The sequence below is a fragment of the Burkholderia sp. IO2 genome (assembly GCF_029522185.1).
Lineage (GTDB): Bacteria > Pseudomonadota > Gammaproteobacteria > Burkholderiales > Burkholderiaceae > Burkholderia > Burkholderia cenocepacia.
This window is the reverse complement of the sequence record NZ_JAKWFH010000049.1, coordinates 1-26,654: the sequence shown is the minus strand read 5'-3', so window position 1 is coordinate 26,654 and position 26,654 is coordinate 1. Positions and strand designations below refer to the sequence as shown.

Below are 26,654 nucleotides of genomic sequence, written 5' to 3'. Positions count from 1 at the left end.
ATCCACCTCGTAAAAGGCTTTCTCGCATGACATTCGCATTTCCGGATTCCGCGCCGCGCGCGTCGCGCCGCACCGTATCGGCTGCGCTGCTGCTCGCGCTCGCGCTGCCGCATGCGGCGTTCGCCCAGGGCGCGCCCGTCGCGGGCGGCACGCTGACCTGGGGCGTCGAAACCGAGCCCCGCACGCTGAACCCGCAACTGAACGGCCAGGACAAGGTCGAGCTGCTGCTGCGCAACGCGTATGAAAGCCTGCTCGCGCAGAAGCCCGACGGCAGCTACGTGCCGTGGCTCGCGACCGGCTACAAGGTCTCCGCCGACGGCAAGACCTACACGTTCACGCTGCGCGACGGCGTGAAGTTCACCGACGGCGCGCCGTTCGACGCGAAGGCCGTCGCCCGCAATTTCCTGAACGCGCGCGAACTGTCGTATGCGGCCGGCAGCCAGCTTGCGCGGCTGATCTCGCACGTCGCCGACGTCAAGACGCCGGACGAGCACACCGTCGTCATCACGCTCGACGCGCCGTATGCGCCGTTCCTGACGTTCGCGGGCCGGCTGCCGCTGCTGTCGCCGAACGCGTTCGACCGGCCCGGCCTGAAATCCGGCGGCCCCGACATCGCCGGCACCGGCCCGTTCATCCTGCGCCGCTACGTGAAGGGCCAGGAAATCGAGTTCGCGAAGAATCCTGACTATCGCTGGGCGCCGCCGACCGCGGGCCACCAGGGCCCCGCGTATCTCGACCGGGTCGTCTACCGGTTCCTGCCCGAATCGTCGGTCCGCACCGGCGCGCTGCTGTCCGGCCAGGTCGACGTGATCGAGGGCGTGTCCGGCAACGACGCCGCGCTGATCCGCAAGAACGCCGATTTCACCTACCGCCGCGCGCTCAATACCGGCACGCCGTACTCGCTGTTCCTGAACGTCGGCTACGGCGCGACGCAGGACGTGAAGGTGCGCCGCGCGCTGCTCGAAGGGCTCGACACGACCGGCATCGTGCAGTCGATCTACCGCGGCGAGCGCACGCGCGCCTGGGGCATCACGTCGCCGATCGATCCGTTCTACGACGCGTCGATCGAAAAGACCTACGGCAACAACCCGAAGCTCGCGAACCAGTTGCTGGATGAAGCCGGCTGGAGCGCGCGCGACAGCGGCGGCTATCGCACGAAGCACGGCGAACGGCTGACGATCGCGGTCGTCCAGGCGCAGGCGACCGTGCGCGACCAGCGCGACGTGCTGCTGCAGGCGCTGCAGGCACAAGCGCGGCAACGACTGGGCGTGGACCTGAAGATTCAGTACGTCGACGACGGCACGTACGTCGAGGCGCGCAAGAGCGGCAAGTTCGGTTCGATCGCGAACTCGAACACGCCGCCGGACGGCATCGACATCGAAGGCCACTACCTGCCCGTCGATCGCGGCGGCGCGCTGAACTACAGCCGTGCGGCGGCGCCCGAGCTGACGCGCTGGCTGCAGGCGGCTGCGCGCACGCAGAACGTCGCCGAGCGCAAGAGGCTGTACGGCGAGTTGCAGCGCTTCGCGATCAACGAACAGGCGTACGCGCTGCCGCTGTACGAGCCGGAAGACCAGATCGCCGCCGCGAAGGCGGTCCAGGGCTTGCGCTTCCGCTCGTTCGCGCAGATGCCCGAGAACCCGTACGACGTGTGGGTGAAGAAGTAAGCCGACGCGTGCCGGCCTGCTTCGCCTCGCCCATCGCGCCGCCCCGACAGGAGAATCGACCATGAACCGTCCGTCGTCCGCTTTCGTCGCCGTCCCGGACGCGCGGCCTGCCGCTGCGCCGCCGGCTGCGTGGCGCCGCTGGCTGCGTTCGCCGGTCGCGACGCGGCTCGCCACCGGCGCGCTCGTGCTGTGGGCCGCGGTGACGCTGTCGTTCGCCGCCGTGCATCTCGCGCCGGGCGATATCGTCGGCATCCTGATCGGCGAGCAGTTGAGTACGCCGGAGATCGAGGCCGCGATCCGCCAGGAATGGGGGCTCGACGAGCCGCTCGCGCTGCAATACCTGCATTACCTGTGGCGCGTGCTGCACGGCGAGTTCGGCCGCTCGTACATCCTCAACACCGACGTCGCGCCGCTCGTGCTCGGCCAGCTATGGCCGACGCTGAAACTGACGGGCGCGGCGCTGGTGGTGACGATCGTATTCGCGGTCGGCCTCGCGGTACTGACCGCCGGCCGACGCTGGGCCGGCCGCGCCGCATCGGGTGTCGAACTGCTGCTCGCGTCGACGCCGTCGTTCTGGCTCGGCATCATGCTGCTGTTCGTGTTCAGCTTCACGCTGAAGTTGTTCCCGGTGGCCGGCGATCGCGGCTTCGCGTCGCTCGTGCTGCCCGCGCTGTCGCTCGGGCTCGCGCAGGGCGCGGTGATCGGCCGCGTGCTGCGGCAAGGCATCGAGCGCGCGCTCGACGAGCCGTACGCGCTGACGGTGCGTTCGTGGGGCATCGGCGGGCTCGCGCTGCGGGTGCGCCATGCGCTGCGCCATGCGGCGCTGCCGGCCGTCACGCTCGCCGGCTGGCTCGTCGGCGGCTTGCTTAGCGGCGCGGTGATCACCGAACAGGTGTTCGGCCGGCCGGGCCTCGGCAAGGTGACGGTCGACGCGGTGCTGTCGAAGGACATGCCGGTGATCCTCGCGATCGCGATCCTGTCGGCGGCCATCTACGTCACGCTCAGCACGGCCGTCGACCTGCTGTACCTGCTGATCGATCCCCGCCTGCGCGACCGCCGCGCAGCGCGCTGAACCGGAGACTTCGATGTCCACGCCCATCGACTTCACGTTGCGCACGCCCGCCACATTCGCCGCCGCCGGCTGGCTGCGCCGCCATCCGGGCCTCGCGCTCGCCGCCGTGTATCTGCTGCTGAACGCGATCGCCGTGGTCGCACCGGGCTGGCTCGCGCACCACGACCCGCTGTCGGCCGATCCGCTGTCCGCGCAGCTCGGCAGCAGCGCCGAGCACTGGCTCGGCACCGACCAGCTCGGCCGCGACATCTTCTCGCGGGTCGTGCATGGCGCCCGCTACTCGCTGTCGATCAGCGCGGCCGCGATCGGCGTCGCGACGCTGTTCGGCACCGCGCTCGGGCTGTGCGCCGGCCTCGCGCGCGGCTGGCTCGATGAGCTGATCACGCGCGTGCTCGACGTCGTGTCCGCGTTTCCCGACCTGCTGCTCGCGCTGATGCTGATCTCGTTCACCGGCCCCGGCGCGGTCAACCTCGTGTTCGCGCTCGGCGTCGCGTCGGTACCGCGCTTCGCACGCGTGGTGCGGGCGCAAACCTTCGTCGTCGCGGCGTCCGGCTATGTCGAGCACGCGCGCACCCTCGGCCTCGCGCCGGCGGTACTGGTGTGGCGGCACGTGTTGCCGCATGCGATCGCGCAGGTGCCGGTCCTCGCGACGATCGGGCTGGGCACCGCGATCATCGGCACGTCGGGGTTGAGCTTTCTCGGAATGGGGCCGCAGCCGCCCGCGGCGGAATGGGGATTGATGCTCGCCGAGGGCCGCAACTATCTGTACAACGCGTGGTGGATCGCGGTGTGGCCCGGCCTCGCGATCACCGCGGCCGTGATCGCCGTGAATGCGCTCGGCGGCTACTGGCAGGCGCGCTTCGAGCACCGGGAGACAGCATGAGCACGCGCGATACCGTTGCGAGCGCAACGACCGACGCCGCCGTGCCGCTGGTTCGCATCGAGCGTCTGACGATCGGGTTTCGCGGCCCGCGAGGCACCCAGCCCGTCGTCGGCCCGCTCGACCTGGCCGTGCATGCCGGCGAATGCGTCGCGCTCGTCGGCGAGTCGGGCTCCGGCAAGTCGGTCACCGCGCGCAGTCTGGTCGGGCTGAACGGCCCGCGCGCCGTGATCGACGCGGCCCGATTCGAGATCGCCGGCACCGACGCGCGCGGCCATCGCGAGCGCGACTGGCGCACGATACGCGGCCGCCGGATCGGCTACGTGCTGCAGGACGCGCTGGTGTCGCTCGACCCGCTGTGGCGCGTGCGCGACCTCGTCGCGGAGGCGTTGCACGATACGCGCCGGCACGATGTCGCCGCGCGCAGCGCCGACCTGCTGCGCGCGGTCGGCATCGATGATCCCGAGCGGCGGCTGCCGCAGTATCCGCATCAGTTGTCGGGCGGCTTGCGGCAGCGCGTGCTGATCGGCACCGCGATCGCGGGCGGTGCATCGCTGCTGATTGCCGACGAGCCGACCACGGCGCTGGACATGACCGTGCAACGCCAGATCCTGTCGCTGCTGCGTGTGCGCCGGGACGCCGGCGACGCGATCCTGCTGATCAGCCACGACCTCGCGGTCGTGGCCGATCTGGCCGACCGCGTGCTCGTGATGCGCGCGGGACAGGTCGTCGAACAGGGGCCGGCACGCGACGTGCTGAGCTCACCGGCGCATCCGTACACGCGTGCGTTGCTCGCGGCAATTCCCACCGCCGCGTCGCGCGGATTCCGGCTGGCGAGCGCCGAGCGCGTCCCCCTGCCGCCGAAGCGCATCGACACGCAGGCACCGGTGCTGGCCGTCGACGCGCTGACGAAACGCTACGGCGAGCGCGATGCGCCTGCCGCCGTCGACGGCGTGTCGTTCTCCCTCGCGCGCGGCGAGACGCTCGGCATCGTCGGTGAATCCGGTTCCGGCAAATCGACGGTCGCGCGCATCGTGCTCGGGCTCGTCGAACCCGACGCCGGCACCGTCACGCTCGACGGCCGGCCATGGAACGGCATCCCCGAAGCCGCGCGGCGCACCCGCCGGGCGCGGCTGCAACTGATCGCCCAGGACCCGTACAGTTCGTTCGATCCGCGCTATTCGGTCGGCCGGATCATCGGCGAAGGGCTCGAGGTGGCCGGACTCCACGGCGACGCGCGCCGCCGCCGCGTGCTGCAACTGCTCGACGAAGTGCAGCTCGGCGCGGCGTGCTTCGACCGTTACCCGCGCGAATTGTCCGGCGGCCAGCGCCAGCGCGTCGCGATCGCGCGCGCGTTCGCGTCCAACCCGGCGCTGCTCGTCGCGGACGAACCGGTCAGCGCGCTCGACGTGTCGATCCAGGCTCAGGTGCTCGACCTGCTCGCCGATCTGCAGGCCGAACACGGCACCGCGATGCTGTTCATCTCGCACGACCTGGGCGTCGTGCATCACGTGGCCGACCGGATTCTCGTGATGCGGCGGGGCCGCGTGGTCGAAAGCGGGCCGGTTACGCAGGTATTCGACGCGCCGTCGCACCCGTACACCGCATCGCTTCTCGACGCACTGCCCACGCTGCCCGGCAGCGCGGTCACCGCCCCAACGCTCTCCGCGCTCGCATGACGGCTGCCTGCCCCGGTCCAACCGCCGTCACGGGCTGATCGACCACCGGTTCTCGCCGTCAAGTCCACTTCGGTGCGATCACGCGGGATCGAACCGCGCGGCAATCGCGCGTCAGCGCCCGATCGGCAACCCGGTCGGTTCGATCCAGCCGAGCTTGTACGCGATCAGCAGCGACAGGAACAGCGTGACCGACAACCCGACGCGCGCGGCGAGCGACCACGCCATCCGCTTGGACTTGCCGCGATCGTGATTCATGAAGTACAGCGCGAAGATCAAACTCGCGATGATCATCGCGAATGCCACAGAAACCAGCAGGGTTTTCATTGCCGTTGCCTTTGAAGATCCGAATCGGCCTGAATCAGTTCGGCCAGTTTTTGCCGCTCGTCGGCGACGCCGCCGACGCCCGACGCCGGCCAGTCCAGCGCGACGCCGTTGCCCAGCGAATCGCGCACGAGCGCCTGATAGCGCCGGTCGTTGATCGTGCCGTGCTCCATCGTGTCCGAGATCTCGCGCCGGAACGGCAGCGGGAAACTCGCGTACGCGCGCGACAGCGCCGCATATTGTCTCGCATCGATCTCTTTCGACGATGGTATGACAGTCCAGATCACCACGGCGACGATGGCCGTGAACGGGATCGCCGTGTAGCGCAGGATGAACTTGATCGGGGTCATGAAGCGGTGGGCAGAAGGGAATCGCAAGCGCGCGCCGCGCAGCGGCGAAACAGCCAGCCGGCGGCGCCTTCCATCATTGTACTGAAAGCACCATCCGGCCAACAGAGTATGATAATGACATTATCATGTTCATCACATGATTCGACAGCCCCGGTATCCGGTGCAAGCGGCGTGCCCGTCACGGCGTCCGGCACCGGTTTCGGCCTGTGACCGCGAATCCGCGACGATCGAGCGACACCCTTATGCCAGCGCAGTACTTTCGAAACCTGACGGGAAAACACCGCAGCGCGACCGCGAACCGCCAGCTCGGGTTTTCGCTCGCGTTCGTCGCCGGCGCGGCCAATGCCGGCGGCTTTCTCGCGGTCAAGCAGTACACGTCGCACATGAGCGGCATCGTGTCGGCGATCGCCGACCAGACGGCGCTCGGCGACGTGCGGCTCGCGCTCGCCGGCATCAGCTCGCTGGGGTCGTTCCTGATCGGCGCCGCGTGCTCGGCGGTCCTCGTCAACTGGGGGCGCCGCCGCGGGCTGCACAGCCAGTTCATGCTGCCGCTGCTGGTCGAAGCCGCGCTGCTGTTGCTGTTCGGGCTGCTCGGCAGCCATCTGGCCCTGTGGGAAACCTTCTTCGTGCCGGTGACCGTGACGCTGCTGTGCTTCATCATGGGGCTGCAGAACGCGACGATCACGAAACTGTCGGGCGCGGAGATCCGCACGACGCACATGACGGGCATCGTGACCGACCTCGGCATCGAGCTCGGCAAGCTGTTCTACTGGAACCGGTCGGCCATCGACGTCGACGCGCACGCGGTGATCGCCAACCGTTCGAAACTGCGGATTCACGCGACGATGCTCTCGTCGTTCTTCGTCGGCGGCCTGGCCGGCGCGATCGGCTTCAAGCGCGTGGGCTACGTGTCGACCGTGCCGCTCGCCGCGGTGCTCGTCACGCTCGCCATCGTGCCGGTGATCGACGACCTGCTCGCGCTGCTGCGCAGCAAACGCTGATCGTGCGCGACAGGCAGCGCTCGCGCGCGGTAACGCCGAAAGCGGATCGATTATAATTTGATTAACATATCGACCACCCTCGCCCCGTCATGGAAACGAAAACCGCCCGCCTGACCGTCCTGATCGATCCCGCGAAGAAGGAAGCCTTCGAGATGCTCTGCGCGGAGCAGGATCTTACGCCGTCGCAAGTCGTACGGCAGTTGATCCGCGAATATCTGGACCGGCACGGCGTCACGTACAAGACCCGGAGCGCGATCGGCAAGCGCGTGAAGTAAGCGCGGCCGCACCGGCCGCGCGCGGCACCGGCCCCGCCGGCCCGGTACCGCCCGCTACTGTTACGCGCCGATCTCCCAACGTTCGTGCGACTGCGCGCGCCAGACCAGCCGCCCCGGATCAATGCCCTCGCCGTGCTTCATGCGCCTCGCGGTGGCAGCCAGCTTCAGTTCGCCGGCCTGCGGGCACGCGAGCGCCCGCTCCAGCAGGATACGCAACGACGGCAGCCGGCTGCCGTCCTTCCATGCGAATGCGACGAAGTTGTTGTCGTCGCCGCACGGCAGCAGCGCATACGACGAACCGAATACCGACCGCAGTTGCTCGAGGTGCTGCGGCAACGCCGGATCGTCGTCCATGAAGTTGATCGCGAGCACGCCGGATGCGCTCAGGCGCGCGCGGCACGCGTCGAGGAACGTGCGGCCGGCACAGCGGCCGCGCATACCGTCGGCGACGAACGCATCGTGCAGGATCACGTCGGTCCGGACGTCCGCCCGCTCCAGATGATCCGCGCCGTCCGCGCATACCACGCTGAACCGCGCATCATCGGCCGGAATCCTGAACACGTCGCGCAGCGCGATCACGTCCGGATTGATCTCGACCGCATCGATCGTCGTGCCGGGCAGGTGACGGTAGCAGTACTTCGCGAGCGAACCGCCGCCGAGCCCGAGCATGCAGATGTGTGCAGGCTCGGGCTGCAGCAGCAGGAAACCCATCATCACGCGCGTATAACCCAGCTCCAGCCGCATCGGATCGCGCAGCGACATGAAGCTCTGCGTGCCGAAATGATCGAAGTGCAGCGACACCGCATGCTGCGTCCGCAGCACGAACGGCCGGCCGTCGTTCAGCGGCGTCGCCAGGAACCTGACGAACGCGTCATAGGAAGTTCGATCCTCGGCCATGTGCGGGTAGTCGGATGAAAACGCGGCGGATGAAAACGCGAAGGCAACGGTCGCCTGAACCGCGTGCTCAGACCTTCTTCAGGTAGCACGCCTTCAGCATGAAGCCGCCCATGTCGGTCTTGCAGTCGACTTCGTGATCGCCGCCGACGAGCCGGATGCTCTTGACCTTGGTGCCCATCTTCAGCGTGATCGACGAGCCCTTCACACGCAGATCCTTGATCAGCACGACCGAATCGCCGTCCGACAGCACGTTGCCGTTCGCGTCCTTGACGACGTCGCCCGCCGGTTCGTCACCGGCCTCGGCGCCGGCGTCGGCCGACCATTCGTGGCCGCAGTCCGCGCAGACGGTCAGCGCACCGTCCGGGTAAGTGTTTTCCATTGCACATTGCGGGCAGGCGGGGGCATTCATTGCGGCTTCCATTCGGGGAGGAGTTCGATGATGCCGGGCGAGCAGGTTGCGCGCCCGGATGCGGGCGACACGCCCGCCGGCAACGCCGCGGGCCGGCATCGGCGCACACCGCATTATAATGCAATTCACATGATCTGGCCGATGCATTATAATCACGCACTTCCCGACAATCCGCGCACTTGAATGCGCCTTCGCAGCGGATGTCGGCATGTTCGCGCCGGATGGCGCGCGCACTCCGCCCGGCCGGCACCCGCGACCCTGCGGGAGAAATCGTGAATACCGGCCGCCCGATGTCCGCAACACGTGCGCAACCGTGCATGTCGCGCACCGCCCCGCCCACCTGTCCGGAGGCTTTCCAGCATCGTGGCAATCGTTGTGTACGTTCAAATCGGCCCCGCATGGAACCGCAATCGCGGCCGCGCCGCGCGCGACGCGACCGTCGCCGCGGCACGCCGTTTCGACAGCGACATCCAACTGATCGCGAACGGGCACAGCAGCAACGCAAAAGACGGCGGCGCAATCGCGTCGCTGCAGGTTCACGGCGGCACGTCGGCCCAGGTGCTCGCCACCGGCCCCGACGAGGAGGCCGCGCTGCAGGCGCTGCTGCCGTTGCTGCAAGCAAGCTGACGCTTGCGCCGCCGATCCCGCGGCCATGCGCCGTCCACCCCGACACCCCATTTCCCGAGGAAGCGATGAACGACAATCTCACGTCCAACACCCCCAACCTGTCGGCCTCCGCGATCTGGGCGCTCGAACGGCTCGCCGATGTTCGCTACGGCCGCGACGCGCCGGCGCTCGGCTGGTCGATCGCGCGGGAACTCGTCAGCGCCGGGTTCGTCAGCCATCCCGCGCACGGCCGCTCCGGCGCATCGATCACGGCCGAAGGACGCTCCTTCCTGAAAAGCCGCAAATAACGCGCGCCGGCAACCGGGCTCAGAACCGGTGCCGGATGCCGACGATCGCGAGCAACTGCGAATTCGTGCCGGCATCGACGTTGTACGACCCGATCACGGCCTGGGCCGGCCCGGTTCCGTTGAAGCCGTTCGCGTGCTGGTAGCCGACCGTCGTATAGAGATCGGTGCGCTTGCTCAGCAGATAGTCGACGCCGGCATTGACCTGGTGATAGCGCGCGGACGAATCGCCGCCCGACCACGTGAAGTTGTAGCCGACGATCGTCAGCAGCGACGGCAGCGCCTGCCATTGCGCGAACGCCGAACCGTTCCGGTAGCGCTGCGCGTGCACGAACGTCGACGACGCGTCGGGCCGGTATTCGCTGAAGCTGAACGCCGCGCCGACGGTCACGTTGCCGATCGCATACTGCACCCCGGCGCGCGCGACTTCGATCGACCGCGCCGACGCATACGCGCGGTTCACCGCGCTGTTGAAGAACGAATCGGCCGACGATGCGCCGCGCGTCGAACGGAGCGCGTTGCCGTTGTCGACGTGCAGGTAGCCGGCCGCCGCGCTCAGCGGACCGTCCGCATAGCCGAATGCGCCGGCATACGCGAGCCCCGACCCCGATGCGCCGGCCACGCCGCCGGGCGACACCATCGCCGCAACCGTCACGCCGTGCCACGCCGCGCTCGTCCATTTGACCGCGTTGCTGAACGTCACGCTGCTGTCGTAGTTGTCGACGTCGCCGGGCGGCGCGAAGAGCCCGCTGAACGCGTCGGCCGTGATCGGCTGCACGAGATCCGTCACCGGATCGTTCTGCCGGCCGAGCGTCAGCGTGCCCCACGTCGCGGACGCGACGCCGACGAACGCTTTCGAGCCGAACAGCCGGCCGCCGTCGAGCTGGCCGGTCCCGACGTCGAAATTGTTCTCGAGCGTGAAGATCGCGTTCATGTCGCCGCCGAGCGCCTCGCTGCCGGTCAATCCCCATTCGTTCGCCGACAACGCGCCTGACGACATCGATACGCGCGACTTCCCGCCTTCCGCGTGGTTCAGATACGCGACACCCGTATCGATCGTGCCGTACAGCGTGACCGAACCCTCCGCGCGCGCGGCGACGGAAAGCGCGGCCGTCACGGCAGCGCCTGCAATCAGCATGCAATTTTTCATCGTATGGTTGAATAAGTAGTGCGAATCGATTTGAACGGACGTCGATGCGGCATCGGCCATGCATCGCGCGCCGGATCGCGGCATCCGATGCGCACGGCGCGCACGCCCGGGCACGGAGCGTGCGCGCGCGGACACCGGTCACACAGGTTCGCCCGTCACGACGGGCGCGGTTCGATCAGGCGCCGTCGCAGCTGAACCGGTAGCTGTCGTCGAGCTTTTTCGCCAGCACGAGCGTGCGCATGTTGAGCGCGCGCGCCGCATTGCACAGCGTGCGTTGCCCGCTCGGCGTCCGGTATTTGCCCGCATACTCGGCGTTCAGCACCGGCTTGTTCTTCGACGTGAACACCGTGTAGCCGTCGCACTCCTTCTGCTCGTTGCATTCCTCGTTCACCGCGAAGTCGAACGACGGTTCGAGCGCCACGAGCTGATCGACGTCGTTCTTCAGCCCGACCGCCAGATTGCGCTTGTGCGCCTCGTTCGCGATGAATACGTTGAACGCGTACTGATCGGTGTCCTGCAACGGAAAACCTGTGTCGTTCGCATAGCCGTCGACGTTGTCCGGCTCGACGCCGTCGCATCCCTTCGCCACCGCGCGGTCGAGGCGGGCCGTCATGATCTCGCGCACGTTGCTCGAACGGATGTCGAGCCAGCGCTCGCCTTCCCAGTCGTCGAGCTTGTTGCCCTGGTCGGACGCCTTGAACTTCGAGAAATCGGGCCGCCAGTTCTCCGAACTGCCCGCGGAGAAATAACAGACGACCTTGCGCCCGGCCTGCTTGAGCGCCGCGATCGTCGCCGCGTCGGTATCGAACAGGTCGATGTCGTAGATGGCCACGTTGTACGACGTATTGAGCTTGCCCTTGAGCTGCCATTGCCACGTATCGCCCACCGCCGGCGTCCAGTGCGACGCGGCGCGCGCGGGAGCCGCCCCGGCCGGCGGCGACGCGGCAAAGGCCTTCGCCGACAACGGATCGGACGACCCGTCGCCGCAGGCCTGCAGGATCGAGGCGCACAGCGCGAGCGCCGCGACACCGGAAAGGTTGCGTGCAATTTTTTTCATCGAAGCATCTCCAGTGGAGGGATCGGAATGACGAATGGAACTGCGCGTTGCGGAACTGCCGGTTGCCCGGTGATGCGCGACGACACGTGGCCCGGGCGGTGGTACGCGGTGTTGCGGGGTGACGCTCACGCGTCGAGCGGCTCGGCGCGGAGCAGCGCCGCATGCTCGAAGCGCAATGCGATCGCGTCGTGCCCCGGCGCGATGCGGCCGACCTCGCGATTGCCGTTCGCGTAATCGACGATCCGGTATGACCGGCCGGGCTGCAGGCCGCGCAGCGCGACCGGGCCGCTCCAGCGCTCGGCGTAGAACGCGTAATGCAGCACGCCGTCCTTTTCCACGACGTGAGCCTCGGGCTTGTCGAACGCGATGTCGTACAGCTCGCCGCGATAGCGGCCCTCGGCGAGCCGGTGCGCGTTGTAGATCTCGACCCAGTGCCGCCATGCCTGCTCGTGCTCGGGCGTCAGCAGGAACGAGTCCTTCGGTTTCGGATCGACGGGCCACGTGAACTTCGTCGAGATCACCGCGCCGACGCCCACCGCCGACGCGAAATCGCGGCCGCCGTCGCTCAGTTCGACGTGATCGCCCGCGTACGCGGACGATGCGCCCATCAGCGCCTTCAGTGTCTTGCCCTTGTGGCGCACCTGCCAGCTCGACAGCGGATCGGACGCCGGCGCCTGGTCGATGTAGCGCATGTTGTGGAACGCGTACGCGGTGCCGCACGGGCACACTTCGACGACCGCATCCGGCTTGATCGCATGCGCGGCGTCATGGAACACGCGGTAGAAATCGGCGAGGTGCTCGACCGAATCCTCCGGCCGCGCATGCCGGTGCGCGGGGTTGTAGCACGGCGCGACGCCGTTCAGGTGCTGGCCGTCGATCTTCACGCCGTCGAAGCCCCACTCGCCGATCACCTTCTTCATCAGTGCGGCGATGTGCGCCTGCGTCTTCTCGTAGGCCGGGCACAGATAGAAGCTGTTCCACCAGGTGATCGCCTGCGGTGCGCCGTCCGCGTCGAGCAGCAGCATGTCGGTGTGGTCGTGCAGTTCGTCGCTGCCCGGCGCGACCGCGAGCGGCGCGATCCACAGCCGCGCCTTCTGGCCGCGCGCATGGATGTCGTCGACGAGCGCCTTCATGTCCGCGTCGCCGGCCGGGAATTTCGCGCGGTCGGGCACCCAGTCGCCGGTGCGCCGCTGCCAGCCGTCGTCGAGCACCGCCCACTTGAAGCCGAGTTCCTGCACCTTCGGCAGCGTCGCGCGCACGTAGTCGAGGCTGAACTGACGCTCGTAGCCCCACGCGCACCAGATCGGCTCGTACGCGCTCGCCGACGGCCGCGGCGCATGGAAACCCTGCGCGCCCATCATCTGCCGGTACGTATCGAGCGCGACGAAATAGTCGCCGTCGTGCAGCATCACGAAGGCGGTCGGCGTATCGAGCGTCGCGCCCGGCGCGAGCGTGACCGTCTGCTCGCCGCGCAGGCCGAGCGAGACTTCGTCGCGCACCGCCTTCACCGGCAGCGATACGAGGCGCGGCACGATGTCGAGGTGACCGAGCGCGATGCCCTGGTCGCGCCGCCACACGTCGACGACCGGCGTGCCGCCGCCATAGTCCGACGCGTTCATGCCCATGAAATTGCGCTGATCGAAGCCGGCCTTGACCGGCTGCACCCAGTCGCGCCGGTCCGCGTGGCTCGCGCCCGAATAGGTCCAGTAGCCGCCCGCGCCGGCCGCGGCCGGCAGCAGCCGGTGCGCGGCGACGTTCCATGCGCGGACGTCGGTCGGCTGCATGCCGACGTTGCGGAACTGCGTGTCGAGCAGCGCGACGCCCGGCCGCGCGTCGAGCAACGTGATGCGCACCGTCTTCTCGAAGCCGTGCGCCGACCGGCCCACCAGCCGCAGTTGCCGCCCCGCGCCGAAGGCGGTGGAGACGTCCGCATGCGCGGCGTCGACGAGCGCGAAGCGATCGATCGTGCGCACCGGCCGCGTGTCGGGCGCGGGGCCGTCCGAGGTCGGCGCCGGCGCCGGGCCGATCAGTTGCTCGAGCGTCTCGCTCGCATCGAAGCGGGTCAGCGCACGCGTGCCGCCGCCGCGACGCACGGCCAGCCGGCTGCGCATCGCCGGATCGAACTCGATCACGAGCCGGTCGTCACGCAGCGCGACGCGCGACGGCTCGCCGCCGCGGGCATCGCGCACGCCGACGCCGACCAGAATCGGGCTCGCCGCGCCGGCGGCCAGCCACTGCACGAACGCGCGCCGGGTGGTCATGGACGCACCTCGCGACGCAACGGCACGCAGCGCGCCGCGCTGCCGGCACGCCGGGCAGGCAGTGGAAATCGAAAGGAAAAGCAAGCGTTCATACGGAATTCCTCGTGAAGAAGGGCCGTGCGCCAACGCATCCGTCTCGCGCAGATCGGCAATCTAGTCGATCTTTCGATTTCTTTCGTTTGTGGTTTACACTAATAACGAAAGAAATCGAAAGCACATAGATTGGCCGCTCCCGACGGACGTTTCTGCCGATCCCTGCTGGAACGTCGTCGGGCTCGCCCGCCGAACGCCTCCGATTTCGCCTTGCACGGCATCAAACGAAAGCCTTCGACGGATCAGAACCCACTTCGAAAGACGCGACCGATGCAAAACAACTGGCTCGTTCACGCGCTCGTCACGACCCTGCTCTGGGGCGTATGGGGCGCATTCACCGGCTTGCCCGCCGAACACGGCTTCCCCGACACGCTGATCTACGTGGTCTGGGCGTTCACGATGATTCCGCCGGCGCTGGTCGCGCTCGGCCGCGCCGGCTGGCGTGTGCGGTGCGATGGCCGTTCGCTGGCGCTCGGGCTCGCGATCGGGCTGCTCGGCGCGGGCGGGCAGATGCTGCTGTTCCGCGCGGTCGAATCGGGGCCGCCGTATCTCGTGTTCCCGATCGTGTCGCTGTCGCCAGCGCTGACGATCGCGCTGTCGTTCCTGCTGCTGCGCGAACGCACCGGCAAGCTCGGCGTGGCCGGCATCGTGCTCGCGCTGTGCTCGCTGCCGCTGTTCGACTTCCAGTCGGGCCAGGGCCCCGCGCGGTTCGGGCTGTGGTTCGCGCTCGCGCTGCTGGTGCTCGTCGCATGGGGGCTGCAGGCGTATTTCATCAAGATCGCGAACGCGACGATGGACGCGGAATCGATCTTCTTCTACATGGCGCTGACGGGCCTGCTGTGCGTGCCGTTCGCGCTGTGGATGACCGACTTCGGCCGCACGATCAACTACGGGATCGGCGGCCCGGGCCTCGCCGCCGTGATCCAGGTGCTGAATGCGATCGGCGCGCTGACGCTCGTCTATGCGTTCCGCTTCGGCAAGGCGATCGTCGTGTCGCCGCTCGTCAACGCGGGTGCGCCGCTGCTGACGTCGGTGATCTCGATGATCGTCACCGGTGCGACGCCGACCGGCAGCAAGCTCACGGGCATCGCGCTGGCGCTGCTGGCCGCGCTGCTGCTCGCGCTGCAGCCGGAAGGCGCCGCGGCAACCCACACGGCGGGGGAATCGGCATGAACCCGCTGCTCGATCTCGTCCGCCGTCACAAGCAGTCGTCGCGTCACGCGCCGGCCGGCACACCCGCGATCGGCATCCCGTCCGTGTGCTCCGCGCATCCGGTCGCGATCGCCGCCGCGCTGCGCGAATGCGCGGCGCGCGAACGCCCCGCGCTGATCGAGGCGACCTGCAACCAGGTCAACCAGGACGGCGGCTATACGGGCATGACGCCGCACGACTTCCGTCGCCACGTATTCGACATCGCCGCGCGCGAGCGCGTGAGCCCCGATGCGATCCTGCTCGGCGGCGACCATCTCGGCCCGAACGCATGGCGCCGGCTGCCGGCCGCGCAGGCGATGGACAAGGCCGAGACGATGGTCGCGCAGTACGTGGCGGCCGGCTTCCGCAAGCTGCATCTCGACTGCTCGATGTCGTGCGCGGACGATCCGCAGCCGTTGCCCGAAGCCGAGATCGCCGCGCGGGCGGTGCGCCTGTGCCGCGCCGCCGAGGCCGCGTGGGCGGCCGGTGCGCCGCGCGGCGACGCGCCCGTCTACGTGATCGGCACCGAGGTGCCGGTGCCCGGCGGTGCGCACGAGACGCTCGACGCGGTCGCGGTCACCACGCCCGAAGCGGCCGGCTCGACGCTCGCGCTGCACCGCGACGCGTTCGCGCGCGCCGGCCTCGACGATGCGTGGTCGCGCGTGATCGCGATGGTCGTGCAGCCGGGCGTCGAGTTCGATCATCACAAGGTGATCGACTACGACGCCGGCAACGCGCGTGAACTGAGCGCATTCATCGAAACGGAACCCGCGCTCGTGTTCGAAGCGCATTCGACCGATTACCAGACGCCCGACAACCTCGCGCAACTCGTGCGCGACCACTTCGCGATCCTGAAGGTCGGCCCCGGCGTGACCTTCGCGATGCGCGAGACGCTGTGGTCGCTCGCCGCGATCGAGCGCGAATGGCTCGGCGGCGACGACGGGTTCATCGCGACCGTGCTCGGCGTGATGCGCAACGAACCGGCGCACTGGCGCGATTACTACCCGGCCGGCGCGCAACTCGAACTCGATCTCGCGTACAGCCTGAGCGACCGCATCCGCTACTACTGGGCCCATCCCGTCGTGCAACGCGCGTGCGCCGACCTGCTCGCGCGCCTCGATGCGTCGCCGCCGCCGCTCACGCTCGTCAGCCAGCATCTGCCGCGCCAGTACGAGGCCGTCCGCGAAGGACGGCTCGCGTTGCGCGCCGGCGCCCTGTTGCAAGACGGCACGGCCGCGGCCGTCCGTCCGTATCTCCACGCGTGTGCCGCGTGACCGACTCTCCTCAGATCTGCTCATGGAATTTTTCGACCTCGATCCCGCCGACCTCAGCCGCCGCCACGCCGCCCACACGGCACGCGAAATCGCCCAGCAACCCGACGTCTGGCCCGACGTGCATGCCGTCGTCGACGCGCAGCGCGCGGCGCTCGACGCGTTTCTCGCGCCGCTGCTCGCCGATCCCCGCCTGCGCATCGTCCTGACCGGCGCGGGCAGCTCGGCCTTCATCGGCCAGTGCCTCGCGCCCGCGCTGCGGCACCGCTTCGGCGGCCGCGTCGAAGCGGTGGCCACCACCGACATCGTCGCGAACCCCGGCGACACGCTGCAGCCGGGCGTGCCGACGCTGCTGGTGTCGTTCGCGCGCTCCGGCAACAGCCCCGAAAGCGTCGCGGCCGTCGAGCTGGCGGATCGCCTCGTCGACGGCTGCCGCCACCTCGCGTTCACGTGCGCGGCCGACGGCATGCTGAACCGCCGCCTCGGCACGCATCCGCGCGCGCACGTCGTGCTGTTGCCCGAGGCCACGCACGACCAGGCGTTCGCGATGACGTCCAGTTTCAGCGGCATGCTGCTCGGCGCGGCCTGGGCGTTCGGCGTGGCCGGCATGCCGGTCGGGCCGCTGGCCGACGCCGCGCGCACGCTGCTGCGCGACCACGCGTCGCGGCTCGCCGCGCACGTGCGGCAGTTGCCCGAGCGCGTCGTGTATCTGGGCAGCGGCACGCTGCTCGGGCTCGCGCGCGAAGCCGCGCTGAAACTGCTGGAACTGACCGACGGGCTGATCGTCGCGATGGCCGAATCGCCGCTCGGCTTCCGGCACGGCCCGAAAACGTTCCTCGACGAACGCACGCTCGTCGTCGTGCTGCTGTCCGGCGATCCGCATACGCGCCGCTACGACCTCGACCTGCTGCGCGAACTGCGGCGCGAAAACCGCGCGGCCGGCATACTGTCGGTCGGCGTCGCGCCGGCCGACGACGCGGGCGACGACGCGGGCGACACCAGCACGCCGTCACCGTCCGGCGACGACCTGACGGTGCCGCTGCCGCCCGGCCTGCCCGATCTCGCGCTCGCGCCCGTCGCGCTGGTGCTCGCGCAGTGTTTCGCGCTGCTCGCGTCGCTGCGCCTCGGGCTCACGCCCGACAACCCGAGCGCGTCCGGCACCGTCAACCGCGTCGTGGCCGGCGTCACCATTCATCCGTACGCGGGGCAGCCCACATGACTCCACTCTTTCTCGGCATCGACGGCGGCGGCACGAAAACCGCGTTCATGGTGATCGACCGTCAAGGCCGCGTGCGGGCGCGTCACGAAACGACCACCAGCTACTACCTCGAGATCGGCGTGGACGCGCTGCGCACGCTGCTCGCCGACGGCGTGCATGCGGTGCTGGCCGCGGCGAACGTCGCGCGCGACGACGTCGCGTACGCATTCGCCGGCCTGCCCGCGTACGGCGAGGACAGCCGCCTGCTGCCCGAGCTCGACGGCCTGCTCGCGCCGCTGTTCGCGCGCGAGCGCTACCGGATCGGCAACGACATGGTGTGCAGCTGGGCCGGCACGCTGGCCGGCGGCGACGGCATCAGCATCGTCGCCGGCACCGGATCGATCGCGTACGGGCAACGCGAAGGCCGCGCCGCACGTTGCGGCGGCTGGGGCGAGGTCTTCGGCGACGAAGGCTCGGCCTACTGGCTCGCGCGCGAAGGGCTCGCCGCGTTTTCGCGGATGGCGGACGGCCGCGCCGCGCGCGGGCCGCTGTTCGACATCGTGCGCGCGCACTTCGCGCTGGAACACGATCTCGACCTGTGCGCGGCCGTGAATGCGGGCGCGGTGCGCAGCCGCTTCGCGCAGCTGTCGCGGCTCGTGATCGATGCGGCGCACGCGGGCGACCCCGCAGCGCACGCGCTGATCGACCGCGCGACCGACGAGCTCGCGCAACTCGCGGCAGGCGTCGCGCGCACCCTCGGCTGGCCGCCCGGCGAACCGCTGCCGGTGTCGTATTCCGGCGGCGTGTTCAACGCCGGCGCGCGCGTGCTCGAGCCGCTGCGCGACGCGCTCGCGCGCCGCGTGCCGGATGCGGTGCTCACCGCGCCGCGGCTCGGGCCCCACGTCGGCGCGGCGGTCCACGCGGCCCGGCTGGCGGGCATGCCGCTCGACGCGCCGGCCTTGCATGCGCTCCAGCCCGGCCAGGGGTTTTGATATCATTTCGGCTCCCTGTCTTGCCGAAATGGACATGCCCGCTCACCGAGTGCCTCCGTCGCCTGCCGTCGATCGCGCGCCGCTGCTTGTCGAAGAACGTCGCCGCCTGATCTGCGAGCTGGTGCGCGAGCGGGAGAAGGTCACCGTCGAGGAACTGGCCGAGCGGTTCGGCATCTCGCTCGTCACGGTGCGCAGCGACCTGAACGCGCTCGCGGCGGCTGGCGCGGTGCTGCGCACCCACGGCGGCGCGCTGGTGCTGCGCGAAAGCGACGAGGTGCCGATCGCGGTCAAGCAGAAGCTCCGTCACGCGGAGAAGGTGCGGATCGCGGCCGCCGCCGCCGCGCTGATCGGCGACGGCGAAACGATCCTGCTCGACTCCGGCAGCACGACCGAGGAAATCGCGAAGCAGATCCTCGCGATGAAGCTGCAATCGCTGAACGTGATCACCAATGCGCTGAACGTGGCCGTGCTGCTCGCGGCCGCGCCGTACATCAACCTGATCATGCCGGGCGGGCAGCTTCGGCCGAACTCGTATTCGCTGTCGGGGCCGCAGGCCGTCATCGCGCTGCAGGGGCTGTACGCGGACCGGCTGTTCCTCGGCGTCGACAGCCTCGATCCCGAGATCGGCCTGATGACGCCGCACCTGCTCGAAGCGCAACTGAACGCGCAGATGCTGAAGATCTCGCGCCAGGTGATCGCGGTCGCCGATTCGTCGAAGCTGATGAAGCGCAATCTCTCGGTGATCGCGAGCGTCGAGCAGCTCGACATGCTGATCACCGATACGGGCGCCGACGCAGCCGTGGTCGACGACCTGCGCCAGCGCGGCATCGACGTGCTGACGGTCTAGCCGCCCGACTATCCCCTCTTTCCGGACACCCGATGCCACCCGTCTCGTCCCCGCCCGTTCTCGACACGCCGCGCCTGGTGCTCGAAGGCCATCCGCTCGGCGACTTCGACGCACTCGCCGCCATGTGGGCGGAACCCGGCGTCGTCGCGCACATCTTCAACGGCGAGCCGTCCGCGCCGCGCGACTCGTGGATGCGCATGCTCGCGTATCGCGGGCTGTGGCCGCTGCTCGGCTATGGCTACTGGGCGATTCGCGAAAAGGCGTCGGGCCGCTATGTCGGCGATCTCGGCTTCGCGGATTTCCACCGGAACATCGAACCGCCGATCCGCGGCGTGCCGGAAGCCGGCTGGGCGCTGGCGACGTGGGCGCAGGGCCGCGGCTATGCGACCGAGGCGCTCGCGGCCGCGCTCGCATGGCTCGACGCGCAGCAGCGGTTCGAGCGCAGCGTGTGCCTGATCGCGCCGACCAATGTCGCATCGATCCGGGTCGCGGAGAAAGCCGGTTACGGCGAGCCGCGGCCTATCCGGTTCAACGACGCCGATTCGTTGATGTTTTCGCGCAAGAGCCGATAAGCGCGGCGAGCCGGCGGCCGCGTCAGTCGGCTGCCGGTTCGTAGCAACGCACGAAGAGGCCGTCTTCCATCGGCCAGCAGTTGCCGCCTTCATCGCGCACGATCCAGTCGCCCGGCTGCACCGGCCGCCAGCCTTCCGGCGTCGCGACCGCCCACTTCCCGTCACGGCGCTCTACCCGTTCATGGTCGCCGTCGGCGAACCACCGTGTCGCATCGACGTGACTGGTGCGTTTTCTGAATCTCATCCCGTCACCTGCAGAAACGAATTTCAATGTCGCGTGGCCGCGGCGCCGGCGTCGAGCGATCGCTGCCGCACCCTCAGCGCGTGGGTGGCCAACCGGGTCGCGTGCAACGCCGTCCAGCCCTCCGCGATGAGCGCCTCCAGCGTGTCGCGCGCGATGGTGGAAATCCGGACATCGATTTCCTGCATGCGCATCAACGCCGACACGACCTCGGCCGGTTGATCGGGTGCAAGCGCAAGCACGAACGCCGACCGCATCTCGGCCGCGCGGACGGCTTCGTTCCAGTCGGCGCGCGCGACCGCGGCTTCGATCGCCTGCGTGAGTGCCTCGAGACGCTGGACGACTTGCAACGGCGTCATTTCATTTCCCCGTCAATCGTTCGTACCATCCGCTTGCCCGCCCGTCAGGCGCCGGCGCGGCGTCGCGCCGACCCGCGCGCATCCGGTTCCGCACGCGAGCGACATGGCTCGACGTGTCGTCGAAACCGGCAGTCGATACGATCGGGAAACGATGCCATCGCAGTGCGCGATGCGCGCGAGTCGGCTGCGCAGATTGTAGGGAGCGGCACCCGCCCATGTCGGTAATATTTTGTAATGATATGTCGACTAACCTTGCCTGGCCTGGGTTTGACCGGTGCGAGCGCGGTTCGCGACCGCGGCCTGGCGCAAACGTTTTCGTCTGAAGGATGCGCGGCCGCGCAACGTCGCGAGCGCCGCGCCGGCCCTCGCCCCGAACCGTTTCTGCCCCGCCGCGACCCCGCCTCGCGCTTCCCGTACCTGCCGCCCGGCGGCGGCGATTGGCCCATAGCTAAGCTCACCGAACGATTCAGATTTCGCCACATTCCACCGGAATGTTGCGCAGTATCATCCACGTCGCTTCGGCTACGACGCGTTCGGACTGGGCCTGACCGCTCGCCACCTTCCCGTTTTGCCCCCTTCGTTTAGCGATGCCCATCCGAATCCTGCTCGTCGAAGACGACGTCCCGCTGTCCGCGCTGATCGCCGACTATCTGCGCCAGCATCATTACCAGGTGGACACGCTGTTCGACGGCGCCGGCGCAGTGCCGGCGATCGTCGCGAACCGCCCCGACCTCGTGCTGCTCGACGTCAACCTGCCGGGCAAGGACGGCTTCGAGATCTGCCGCGAGGCGCGCATGCAGTACGACGGCATCGTGATCATGGTGACCGGCCGCGACGAACCGTTCGACGAATTGCTCGGCCTGGAACTCGGCGCGGACGACTTTCTCCGCAAGCCGGTCGAGCCGCGGCTGCTGCTCGCGCGGATCAAGGCGCAGTTGCGGCGCACGCGCGTGCCGGCGGGCGAGCCCGCGCCGGATTCGCCGCAGCGATACGTGTTCGGCAAATTCTCGATCGACCGGGCCGATCGCCGCGTGCATCTTCCCGACGGCAGCACGCCGCGCCTGACGTCGACCGAATTCGACCTGCTGTGGGCGCTCGTGTGCCGCGCGGGCGAGGTGGTCAGCCGCGAAGACCTGACGCTGCTGCTGCGCGGCATCGCGTTCGACGGCCTCGACCGGTCGATCGACGGTCGCATCTCGAAGCTGCGCCGCAAGCTGCGCGACGATGCGGCCGAACCGAAACGGATCAAGACGATCCGCTCCAAGGGCTATCAGTTCAGCAAGCACGCGTGGGATTGACGCCGCGTGCGGGCCGGCGAGCGGCGTGGCGCGAGCGGGGCCCGCGATGTCCGGCGTGCGTTCGCGGCTATTGCGCGCGGGCCGTACCGGCATCCGGATTCGCATGCGTGCCCGGCTCCGCCTGCCATCCGCCGCCGAGCGCCTTGTACAGCGCGACGAGATCGGTCGTCGTCTGCAACGCGCCCTGCTGCGCCTGCTGCCGCCCCTCCGACCATTGCCGCTCGGCGTCCAGCACGTCGAGGAACGGCGACAAGCCTTTCCGGTAGCGATCGCGCGCGAGGTCCAGCGCGCCCTGTTCGGCCTTCACCGCATCGTCGAGCGCGGCCGCGCGCGCCTGGTCGGTGCGGTACACGGCCAGTGCATTGTCGACGTCGCGCAGCGCGACGAGCACCGCCTGCCGGTAGGCGAGCGCCGCCTCGGCCTGGCGCGCCTGCGACAGCCTCAGGTTCGACACGAGCTGCCCGCCGGAGAAGATCGGCAGCGAGATGGCCGGCCCGAACGAATAGAACAGGTGCGACCAGTGCGCGAGCTCGCGCACGTGCGACGCACGCAACCCGACTTGCCCGGTCAACGAGATGTCCGGATAGAACTGCGCGACCGCGACGCCGACGTCGGCGGTGGCCGCATGCAGCTCGGCCTCCGCGCGGCGGATGTCGGGGCGCCGGCGCGCGAGCGTCGACGGCAGGCCGACGGGCACGGTCGGCGGCACGTCCGGCAACGCGCGCGGCGCGTCGAGCCAGTCGTCGAGCGCGCCCGGCGCGCCGCCGACCAGATACGCGAGACCGTTGCGCAGCAGCACGATCTGCTGGTCGAACTGCGGCAGTTGCGCGCGGATCTGTGCGAGCCGCGCGTCGGCGCTGCGCACGTCGAGATCGCTCGCGAGACCGTGCGCGGCCTGCTCGCGCGTCAGGTCGAGCAGTTCGCGCTGCGCGCGTTGCAGGTCGTCGGCCAGCGCGCGCTGGGCTTGCGCGCCGCGCAGTTGCAGATAGGTCTGCGCGACCTCCGCCTCGAGCGACAGCAGCGCGTCGTCGCGGCTCGCGATCGCCGCGCTCGTCTGCGCGCCGGCCGCTTCGACCGAGCGGCGCACGCGCCCGAACAGGTCCAGCTCCCACGACGCGTCGAAGCCGGCCTGCCACAGGTTGACCGGCGCCTCGAGCGCATCGATCGCGCTACGCGCGCCCTGCTGCACGCGCGCGCCGGTGCCCGGCCCGAACCGGTCGAGCGGCGAGCCCGGCGCGCCGAGACGATCGACGCGCTGGTCGATGCCCTGTTCCTCGACGATGCCTTTCAGGCCGAGCTGTTCGCGCTGATAGCTGGCGGTCGCCCGCACGTCCGGCAAACCTTGCGCGGCGGCCGCGCGAACCTGCGCGCGTGCCTGAGCGATGCGCAGCACGGCCGCCTGCACGTCGAGGTTGTCGTGCGCCGCGCGCTCGACGAGCCGGTCGAGCAGCGGATCGCCGAACGCGCGCCACCAGCGCGGATCGGGATCGGCGTCGACCGTCGGCGACGACCGTGCGGCCGCGTCCGACGCGGGAGACGCCGCCTGTCCGTCCGCCCGCATCGCATGCCAGGTGTCCGGCACGTCCGCGTGCGGCGGCTGGTAGTCGGGCCCGACGGTGCAGCTTGCGACCACCGCGCATCCGGTGAAGATCGTCACCATGCGGCGCACGAGGCTGCGAATCACGCGGCGATTGCGGTTGTCCCGACGTGCGTTCATCTCAATGCCCTCCCGCGGCGCGCGCGGCCTTCGCCGGCGAGAACAGGAACGTCAGCGGAATGCTGAACGCGCAGAACACCGCGAGGATCGCGAACACGTCGATATACGCAAGGATCGTCGCTTGCGCGATGAAGGTCTCGTACAGCCGCCCGCCGGCCGTCTGCAATGCGGCCGACGGCGGCGCGCCCGTCAGCCCGCCGATCGCGCGCGCGTTCTCCTGCAGCGCATCCTGGAAGTTCTGCGACAGCGTCGACATGTGCGTGGACAGATGCGCCATGCGCGCCTGCGTGCGTTCGCGGATCAGCGCGGTCGACACCGAGATGCCGATCGAGCCCGCGACGTTGCGGAACATCGTGAACAGCGCGGACGCGTCGTCGTTGAGCCGCTGCGGCACGGTCAGGTACGCGAGCGTCGTAATCGGCACGAACATGAAGCCGATCGCGAGCGACTGCGCGCAGCGAATCATCATGAGGTGCGTGTAATCGATGTTCGGCACCAGCGTGCGCGAATAGATCAGCGCGCCGCACAGCAGCACGAAGCCGAACCCGACGAGATAGCGCGTCTGCACGTGCGGCATCAGCCGGCTCACGAGCGGAATCTCGAGCGTGATCAGCAGCGCGCCGGGCGACAGCACCAGCCCCGCGAGCGTCGCCGTGTAGCCGAGATGCTGCTGCGCGAGCTGCGGCACGATCACCGCGCTGCCGTACAGCACGGCCGCGAACGTCGCGATCGTCACGCAGCCGAGCGCGAAATTGCGGTCGCGCAGGCACGACAGGTCGACCACCGGCTTCTTCGTGCGCAGCAGCCACAGCGTCGCGCCGATCAGCCCGAGCGCGGACAGCACCGCGAAGATGCGGATGAAGTTCGAACCGAACCAGTCCTCGTCCTCGCCGCGATCGAGCATCACCTGCAGGCAGCCGAGCCCGATCGCGATCAGCCCGATGCCGATGTAGTCGATGGAGATTCCGCGTTCGGCGTCGCGCCGCCACGGCGGATCCTCGACGAGCTGCATCACCGCGAGCACGGTCAGCGCGCCGATCGGCACGTTGAGCAGGAACACCCAGCGCCACGAGAAATGGTCGGTGATCCAGCCGCCGAGCGTCGGCCCGAGCACCGGCGCGACGACGATCGCGATCGCCGAGATCGAGAACGCGCGGTTGCGCTGCTCCGGCGGAAACGTATCGAGGATGATCGACTGCTGGTTCGGCTGCAGCCCGCCGCCGAACAGCCCCTGCAGCACGCGGAACACGATCAGTTCGCCAAGGTTGGTCGCGACGCCGCACAGGAACGAGCACACGGTGAACGCGGCGATGCACAGCAGGAAGTAGCGCTTGCGGCCGAGCAGGCGCCCGAGGAAGCCCGAAATCGGCAGCACGATGCCGTTCGCGACGAGGTACGACGTGAGTGTCCAGGTCGCCTCGTCGTAGCTCGCCGACATCGTGCCGGCGATGTGCGGCAGCGCGACGTTGACGATCGTGGTGTCGAGTACTTCCATGAACGCGGCGAGCGTGACGACGATCGCGATGAGCCACGGGTTCGCGGCGGGTCGCCATGCGCCGCCGGACGCGCCGTTGCGCTCGGGCGGCCGGTTCATCGGCGGGCCTCGCGAAACGGGAATGACGTGCGGGTATCGGGCATCGGATCGCTCCGGTCGACACCGGCCGCGGCGCGGCGGCCGGTCATTTCAGGTGAACGGTCGGCACGGCCGACAGGCCGAGACCGAGCGGCGGACGGGTCGGCAGCGGGCCGTCGAGCACGATCTTCACCGGCACGCGCTGCACGATCTTCACGAAGTTGCCGGTCGCGTTCTCGGTGGGGAACGCGGAGAAGCGCGAGCCGCTGCCGAGCTGGATGCTGTCGACGTGGCCGTGCAGGTCGAGATCGGGATACGCGTCGACCGACACGTCGACGCGGTCGCCGATGCGCATCCGTTCGAGCTGCGACTCCTTGAAATTCGCGGTGATCCACACGCGCGGCGTGACGATCGAGAAGATCGACGTGCCCGGTTGCAGGAACGAGCCCAGTTGCACGTTGCGCCGCGTGACCCAGCCGTCGGACGGCGCACGCATTTCGCAGTACGACAGGTTCAGGTTGGCTGTCTCGAGCTGCGCGCGCGCCTGCAGCACCTGCTGGCGGCGCTCCTCGACGGCCGTCTCGGCCTGCCGAATCTGCTGCGGCACGAGGCTCGCGGTGCGCGCCTGCGCCTGGGCCATCGCGACGTTCGCGTCGGCGGTCGCGCGCTGCGCGTCGGCCGCATCGATCGCCTGCTGCGAGGTTGCGCGCGCATCGACCGCGCGTTGCCGCGCCTGCGCGGCGAGCGCCTGCCGGTACGCGGCTTCCGCCGATTCGATCTGCGCGCGCGCTTGCCGGTACTGGGCCGGATACTGCACGCGTGCGATGTCGAGCTGCACGCGCGCCGCATCCAGCTGGGCCTGGGCGAGGCCGAGCTGCGCCTGCGCCGCGTCGACCTGCGCGCGGTAGTCGCGCGGATCGATCTCGACGAGCACGTCGCCGCGCCGCACGAAGGTGTTGTCGTCGACCGCCAGCCGCGTCACGTAGCCGGACACGTGCGGCGCGACCGCGATCGCGTTGCCGTCGGTGTACGCATCGTCGGTGCTTTCCTGGTTGCGCGTCGCGAGCCACCAGACGAGGCCGCCGACGAGCAGCACGATCAGCACCGCGCCGAGGATGATCAGCGTTTTCTTGCCGGGTCGCTTGCGTTCGCCTTCGCCGTCGTTGCCGTCTCCGTCTCCGCCGGTGCGACCGCCGCGATCGTCGTGCGGATGGTCGTCGCCACCGCCGCCGCCCGGCGCGTCGGTCGGGTGCTCGCCGTCGTTGCGGCCCGGCGCGGGGCCCGCGCCGCTGCCGCCACCGGACGGCCCATCGCCTGCGCGCGCGACCACGGTCGGCCAGCGCACGTGCAGCGGCGTCGACAGGGCGGCACC

The 26,654-nt window shown here is 69.4% G+C and carries 27 protein-coding genes; 15 read left to right on the top strand and 12 right to left on the bottom strand.

Annotation, left to right across the window (positions count from 1 at the left end):
• Window positions 1-26: 26 nt before the first annotated feature.
• From MMB92_RS26675 to MMB92_RS26660, 4 genes are all read left to right on the top strand, one after another.
• The gene (locus tag MMB92_RS26675; protein WP_200062974.1) at window positions 27-1,667 is read left to right on the top strand and encodes an ABC transporter substrate-binding protein; all 1,641 of its coding nucleotides are present in this window, start codon (window positions 27-29) and stop codon (window positions 1,665-1,667) included.
• 61 nt (window positions 1,668-1,728) lie between these two features.
• Window positions 1,729-2,739, top strand: coding sequence for an ABC transporter permease (locus MMB92_RS26670; RefSeq protein ID WP_006489154.1), 1,011 nt, complete (start codon window positions 1,729-1,731; stop codon window positions 2,737-2,739).
• 13 nt (window positions 2,740-2,752) lie between these two features.
• A complete protein-coding gene (locus MMB92_RS26665; RefSeq protein ID WP_200062976.1) occupies window positions 2,753-3,622 on the top strand; it encodes an ABC transporter permease in 870 nt (289 codons plus the stop codon).
• The gene (locus MMB92_RS26660) at window positions 3,619-5,298 is read left to right on the top strand and encodes an ABC transporter ATP-binding protein (RefSeq protein ID WP_277563040.1); all 1,680 of its coding nucleotides are present in this window, start codon (window positions 3,619-3,621) and stop codon (window positions 5,296-5,298) included. Before MMB92_RS26665 ends, MMB92_RS26660 begins: the two co-directional genes overlap by 4 nt.
• Window positions 5,299-5,409: 111 nt before the next feature.
• Here the strand turns inward: MMB92_RS26660 and MMB92_RS26655 are convergent, their stop codons facing one another.
• Window positions 5,410-5,622: a twin transmembrane helix small protein gene (locus tag MMB92_RS26655; RefSeq protein ID WP_006489184.1), complete on the bottom strand. Its 213-nt coding sequence runs from the start codon at window positions 5,620-5,622 to the stop codon at window positions 5,410-5,412.
• Complete coding sequence (locus tag MMB92_RS26650) at window positions 5,619-5,969, bottom strand: hypothetical protein (protein ID WP_006489163.1); 351 nt, start codon at window positions 5,967-5,969, stop codon at window positions 5,619-5,621. The genes MMB92_RS26655 and MMB92_RS26650 overlap by 4 nt, the downstream gene beginning before the upstream one ends.
• Window positions 5,970-6,211: 242 nt before the next feature.
• Here MMB92_RS26650 and MMB92_RS26645 point away from each other — a divergent pair, with 242 nt between their 5' ends.
• Window positions 6,212-6,970: a YoaK family protein gene (locus tag MMB92_RS26645; RefSeq protein WP_006489179.1), complete on the top strand. Its 759-nt coding sequence runs from the start codon at window positions 6,212-6,214 to the stop codon at window positions 6,968-6,970.
• Between the two features lie 89 nt (window positions 6,971-7,059).
• Window positions 7,060-7,245 (top strand): ribbon-helix-helix protein, CopG family, encoded by a 186-nt coding sequence (locus MMB92_RS26640; RefSeq protein WP_006489181.1) that lies wholly within the window; start codon window positions 7,060-7,062, stop codon window positions 7,243-7,245.
• A 60-nt stretch (window positions 7,246-7,305) separates the two neighbouring features.
• Here MMB92_RS26640 and MMB92_RS26635 read toward each other — a convergent pair whose 3' ends face one another.
• Window positions 7,306-8,142, bottom strand: coding sequence for a hypothetical protein (locus MMB92_RS26635; protein WP_058903642.1), 837 nt, complete (start codon window positions 8,140-8,142; stop codon window positions 7,306-7,308).
• 67 nt (window positions 8,143-8,209) lie between these two features.
• Window positions 8,210-8,551, bottom strand: a complete 342-nt coding sequence (locus MMB92_RS26630; RefSeq protein ID WP_006489167.1) for a zinc ribbon domain-containing protein YjdM — start codon at window positions 8,549-8,551, stop codon at window positions 8,210-8,212.
• A gap of 363 nt (window positions 8,552-8,914) precedes the next feature.
• Here MMB92_RS26630 and MMB92_RS26625 point away from each other — a divergent pair, with 363 nt between their 5' ends.
• Both MMB92_RS26625 and MMB92_RS26620 read left to right on the top strand, forming a co-directional pair.
• Window positions 8,915-9,178 carry an HPr family phosphocarrier protein gene (locus MMB92_RS26625; protein WP_227739741.1) on the top strand — a complete coding sequence of 88 codons (264 nt, stop codon included), beginning with the start codon at window positions 8,915-8,917 and terminating at the stop codon, window positions 9,176-9,178.
• A 65-nt stretch (window positions 9,179-9,243) separates the two neighbouring features.
• Complete coding sequence (locus tag MMB92_RS26620) at window positions 9,244-9,465, top strand: hypothetical protein (RefSeq protein ID WP_006489160.1); 222 nt, start codon at window positions 9,244-9,246, stop codon at window positions 9,463-9,465.
• 19 nt (window positions 9,466-9,484) lie between these two features.
• On the opposite strand, the gene MMB92_RS26615 is transcribed toward MMB92_RS26620, so the two are convergent.
• The 3 genes from MMB92_RS26615 to MMB92_RS26605 form a co-directional block, all read right to left on the bottom strand.
• Complete coding sequence (locus MMB92_RS26615; protein WP_058903956.1) at window positions 9,485-10,612, bottom strand: porin; 1,128 nt, start codon at window positions 10,610-10,612, stop codon at window positions 9,485-9,487.
• 175 nt (window positions 10,613-10,787) lie between these two features.
• The gene (locus tag MMB92_RS26610; protein WP_058903643.1) at window positions 10,788-11,669 is read right to left on the bottom strand and encodes an endo alpha-1,4 polygalactosaminidase; all 882 of its coding nucleotides are present in this window, start codon (window positions 11,667-11,669) and stop codon (window positions 10,788-10,790) included.
• Window positions 11,670-11,794: 125 nt separating this feature from the next.
• Window positions 11,795-13,930, bottom strand: coding sequence for a glycoside hydrolase family 36 protein (locus MMB92_RS26605; RefSeq protein ID WP_212242220.1), 2,136 nt, complete (start codon window positions 13,928-13,930; stop codon window positions 11,795-11,797).
• A gap of 363 nt (window positions 13,931-14,293) precedes the next feature.
• Here MMB92_RS26605 and MMB92_RS26600 point away from each other — a divergent pair, with 363 nt between their 5' ends.
• Genes MMB92_RS26600 through MMB92_RS26575 form a run of 6 tightly spaced genes read left to right on the top strand, consistent with a single transcriptional unit; the run spans window position 14,294 to window position 20,094 of the window.
• Window positions 14,294-15,196, top strand: a complete 903-nt coding sequence (locus MMB92_RS26600) for a DMT family transporter (protein WP_006498251.1) — start codon at window positions 14,294-14,296, stop codon at window positions 15,194-15,196.
• Entirely contained in the window at window positions 15,193-16,488 is a 1,296-nt protein-coding gene (locus MMB92_RS26595; protein ID WP_200062984.1) for a D-tagatose-bisphosphate aldolase, class II, non-catalytic subunit, read from the top strand. Before MMB92_RS26600 ends, MMB92_RS26595 begins: the two co-directional genes overlap by 4 nt.
• Before the next feature lie 22 nt (window positions 16,489-16,510).
• Entirely contained in the window at window positions 16,511-17,704 is a 1,194-nt protein-coding gene (locus MMB92_RS26590; RefSeq protein WP_062911625.1) for an SIS domain-containing protein, read from the top strand.
• A complete protein-coding gene (locus MMB92_RS26585) occupies window positions 17,701-18,675 on the top strand; it encodes a BadF/BadG/BcrA/BcrD ATPase family protein (RefSeq protein ID WP_034203589.1) in 975 nt (324 codons plus the stop codon). Before MMB92_RS26590 ends, MMB92_RS26585 begins: the two co-directional genes overlap by 4 nt.
• Before the next feature lie 34 nt (window positions 18,676-18,709).
• The gene (locus tag MMB92_RS26580) at window positions 18,710-19,522 is read left to right on the top strand and encodes a DeoR/GlpR family DNA-binding transcription regulator (RefSeq protein WP_233633862.1); all 813 of its coding nucleotides are present in this window, start codon (window positions 18,710-18,712) and stop codon (window positions 19,520-19,522) included.
• A 32-nt stretch (window positions 19,523-19,554) separates the two neighbouring features.
• Window positions 19,555-20,094, top strand: a complete 540-nt coding sequence (locus MMB92_RS26575) for a GNAT family N-acetyltransferase (protein WP_006490675.1) — start codon at window positions 19,555-19,557, stop codon at window positions 20,092-20,094.
• Between the two features lie 22 nt (window positions 20,095-20,116).
• Here the strand turns inward: MMB92_RS26575 and MMB92_RS26570 are convergent, their stop codons facing one another.
• Both MMB92_RS26570 and MMB92_RS26565 read right to left on the bottom strand, forming a co-directional pair.
• Window positions 20,117-20,338, bottom strand: a complete 222-nt coding sequence (locus MMB92_RS26570; RefSeq protein ID WP_006490674.1) for a hypothetical protein — start codon at window positions 20,336-20,338, stop codon at window positions 20,117-20,119.
• Between the two features lie 23 nt (window positions 20,339-20,361).
• Complete coding sequence (locus MMB92_RS26565; protein WP_006498255.1) at window positions 20,362-20,694, bottom strand: hypothetical protein; 333 nt, start codon at window positions 20,692-20,694, stop codon at window positions 20,362-20,364.
• 587 nt (window positions 20,695-21,281) lie between these two features.
• Here MMB92_RS26565 and MMB92_RS26560 point away from each other — a divergent pair.
• On the top strand, window positions 21,282-21,992 hold the full coding sequence (locus tag MMB92_RS26560; RefSeq protein ID WP_059722941.1) for a response regulator: 711 nt from the start codon (window positions 21,282-21,284) through the stop codon (window positions 21,990-21,992).
• 67 nt (window positions 21,993-22,059) lie between these two features.
• On the opposite strand, the gene MMB92_RS26555 is transcribed toward MMB92_RS26560, so the two are convergent.
• The 3 genes from MMB92_RS26555 to MMB92_RS26545 form a co-directional block, all read right to left on the bottom strand.
• Entirely contained in the window at window positions 22,060-23,652 is a 1,593-nt protein-coding gene (locus MMB92_RS26555; RefSeq protein WP_060214505.1) for an efflux transporter outer membrane subunit, read from the bottom strand.
• 58 nt (window positions 23,653-23,710) lie between these two features.
• A complete protein-coding gene (locus tag MMB92_RS26550) occupies window positions 23,711-25,303 on the bottom strand; it encodes a DHA2 family efflux MFS transporter permease subunit (protein WP_060214357.1) in 1,593 nt (530 codons plus the stop codon).
• A gap of 85 nt (window positions 25,304-25,388) precedes the next feature.
• Window positions 25,389-26,612, bottom strand: a complete 1,224-nt coding sequence (locus tag MMB92_RS26545; RefSeq protein ID WP_346828916.1) for an HlyD family secretion protein — start codon at window positions 26,610-26,612, stop codon at window positions 25,389-25,391.
• Window positions 26,613-26,654 lie beyond the last annotated feature (42 nt).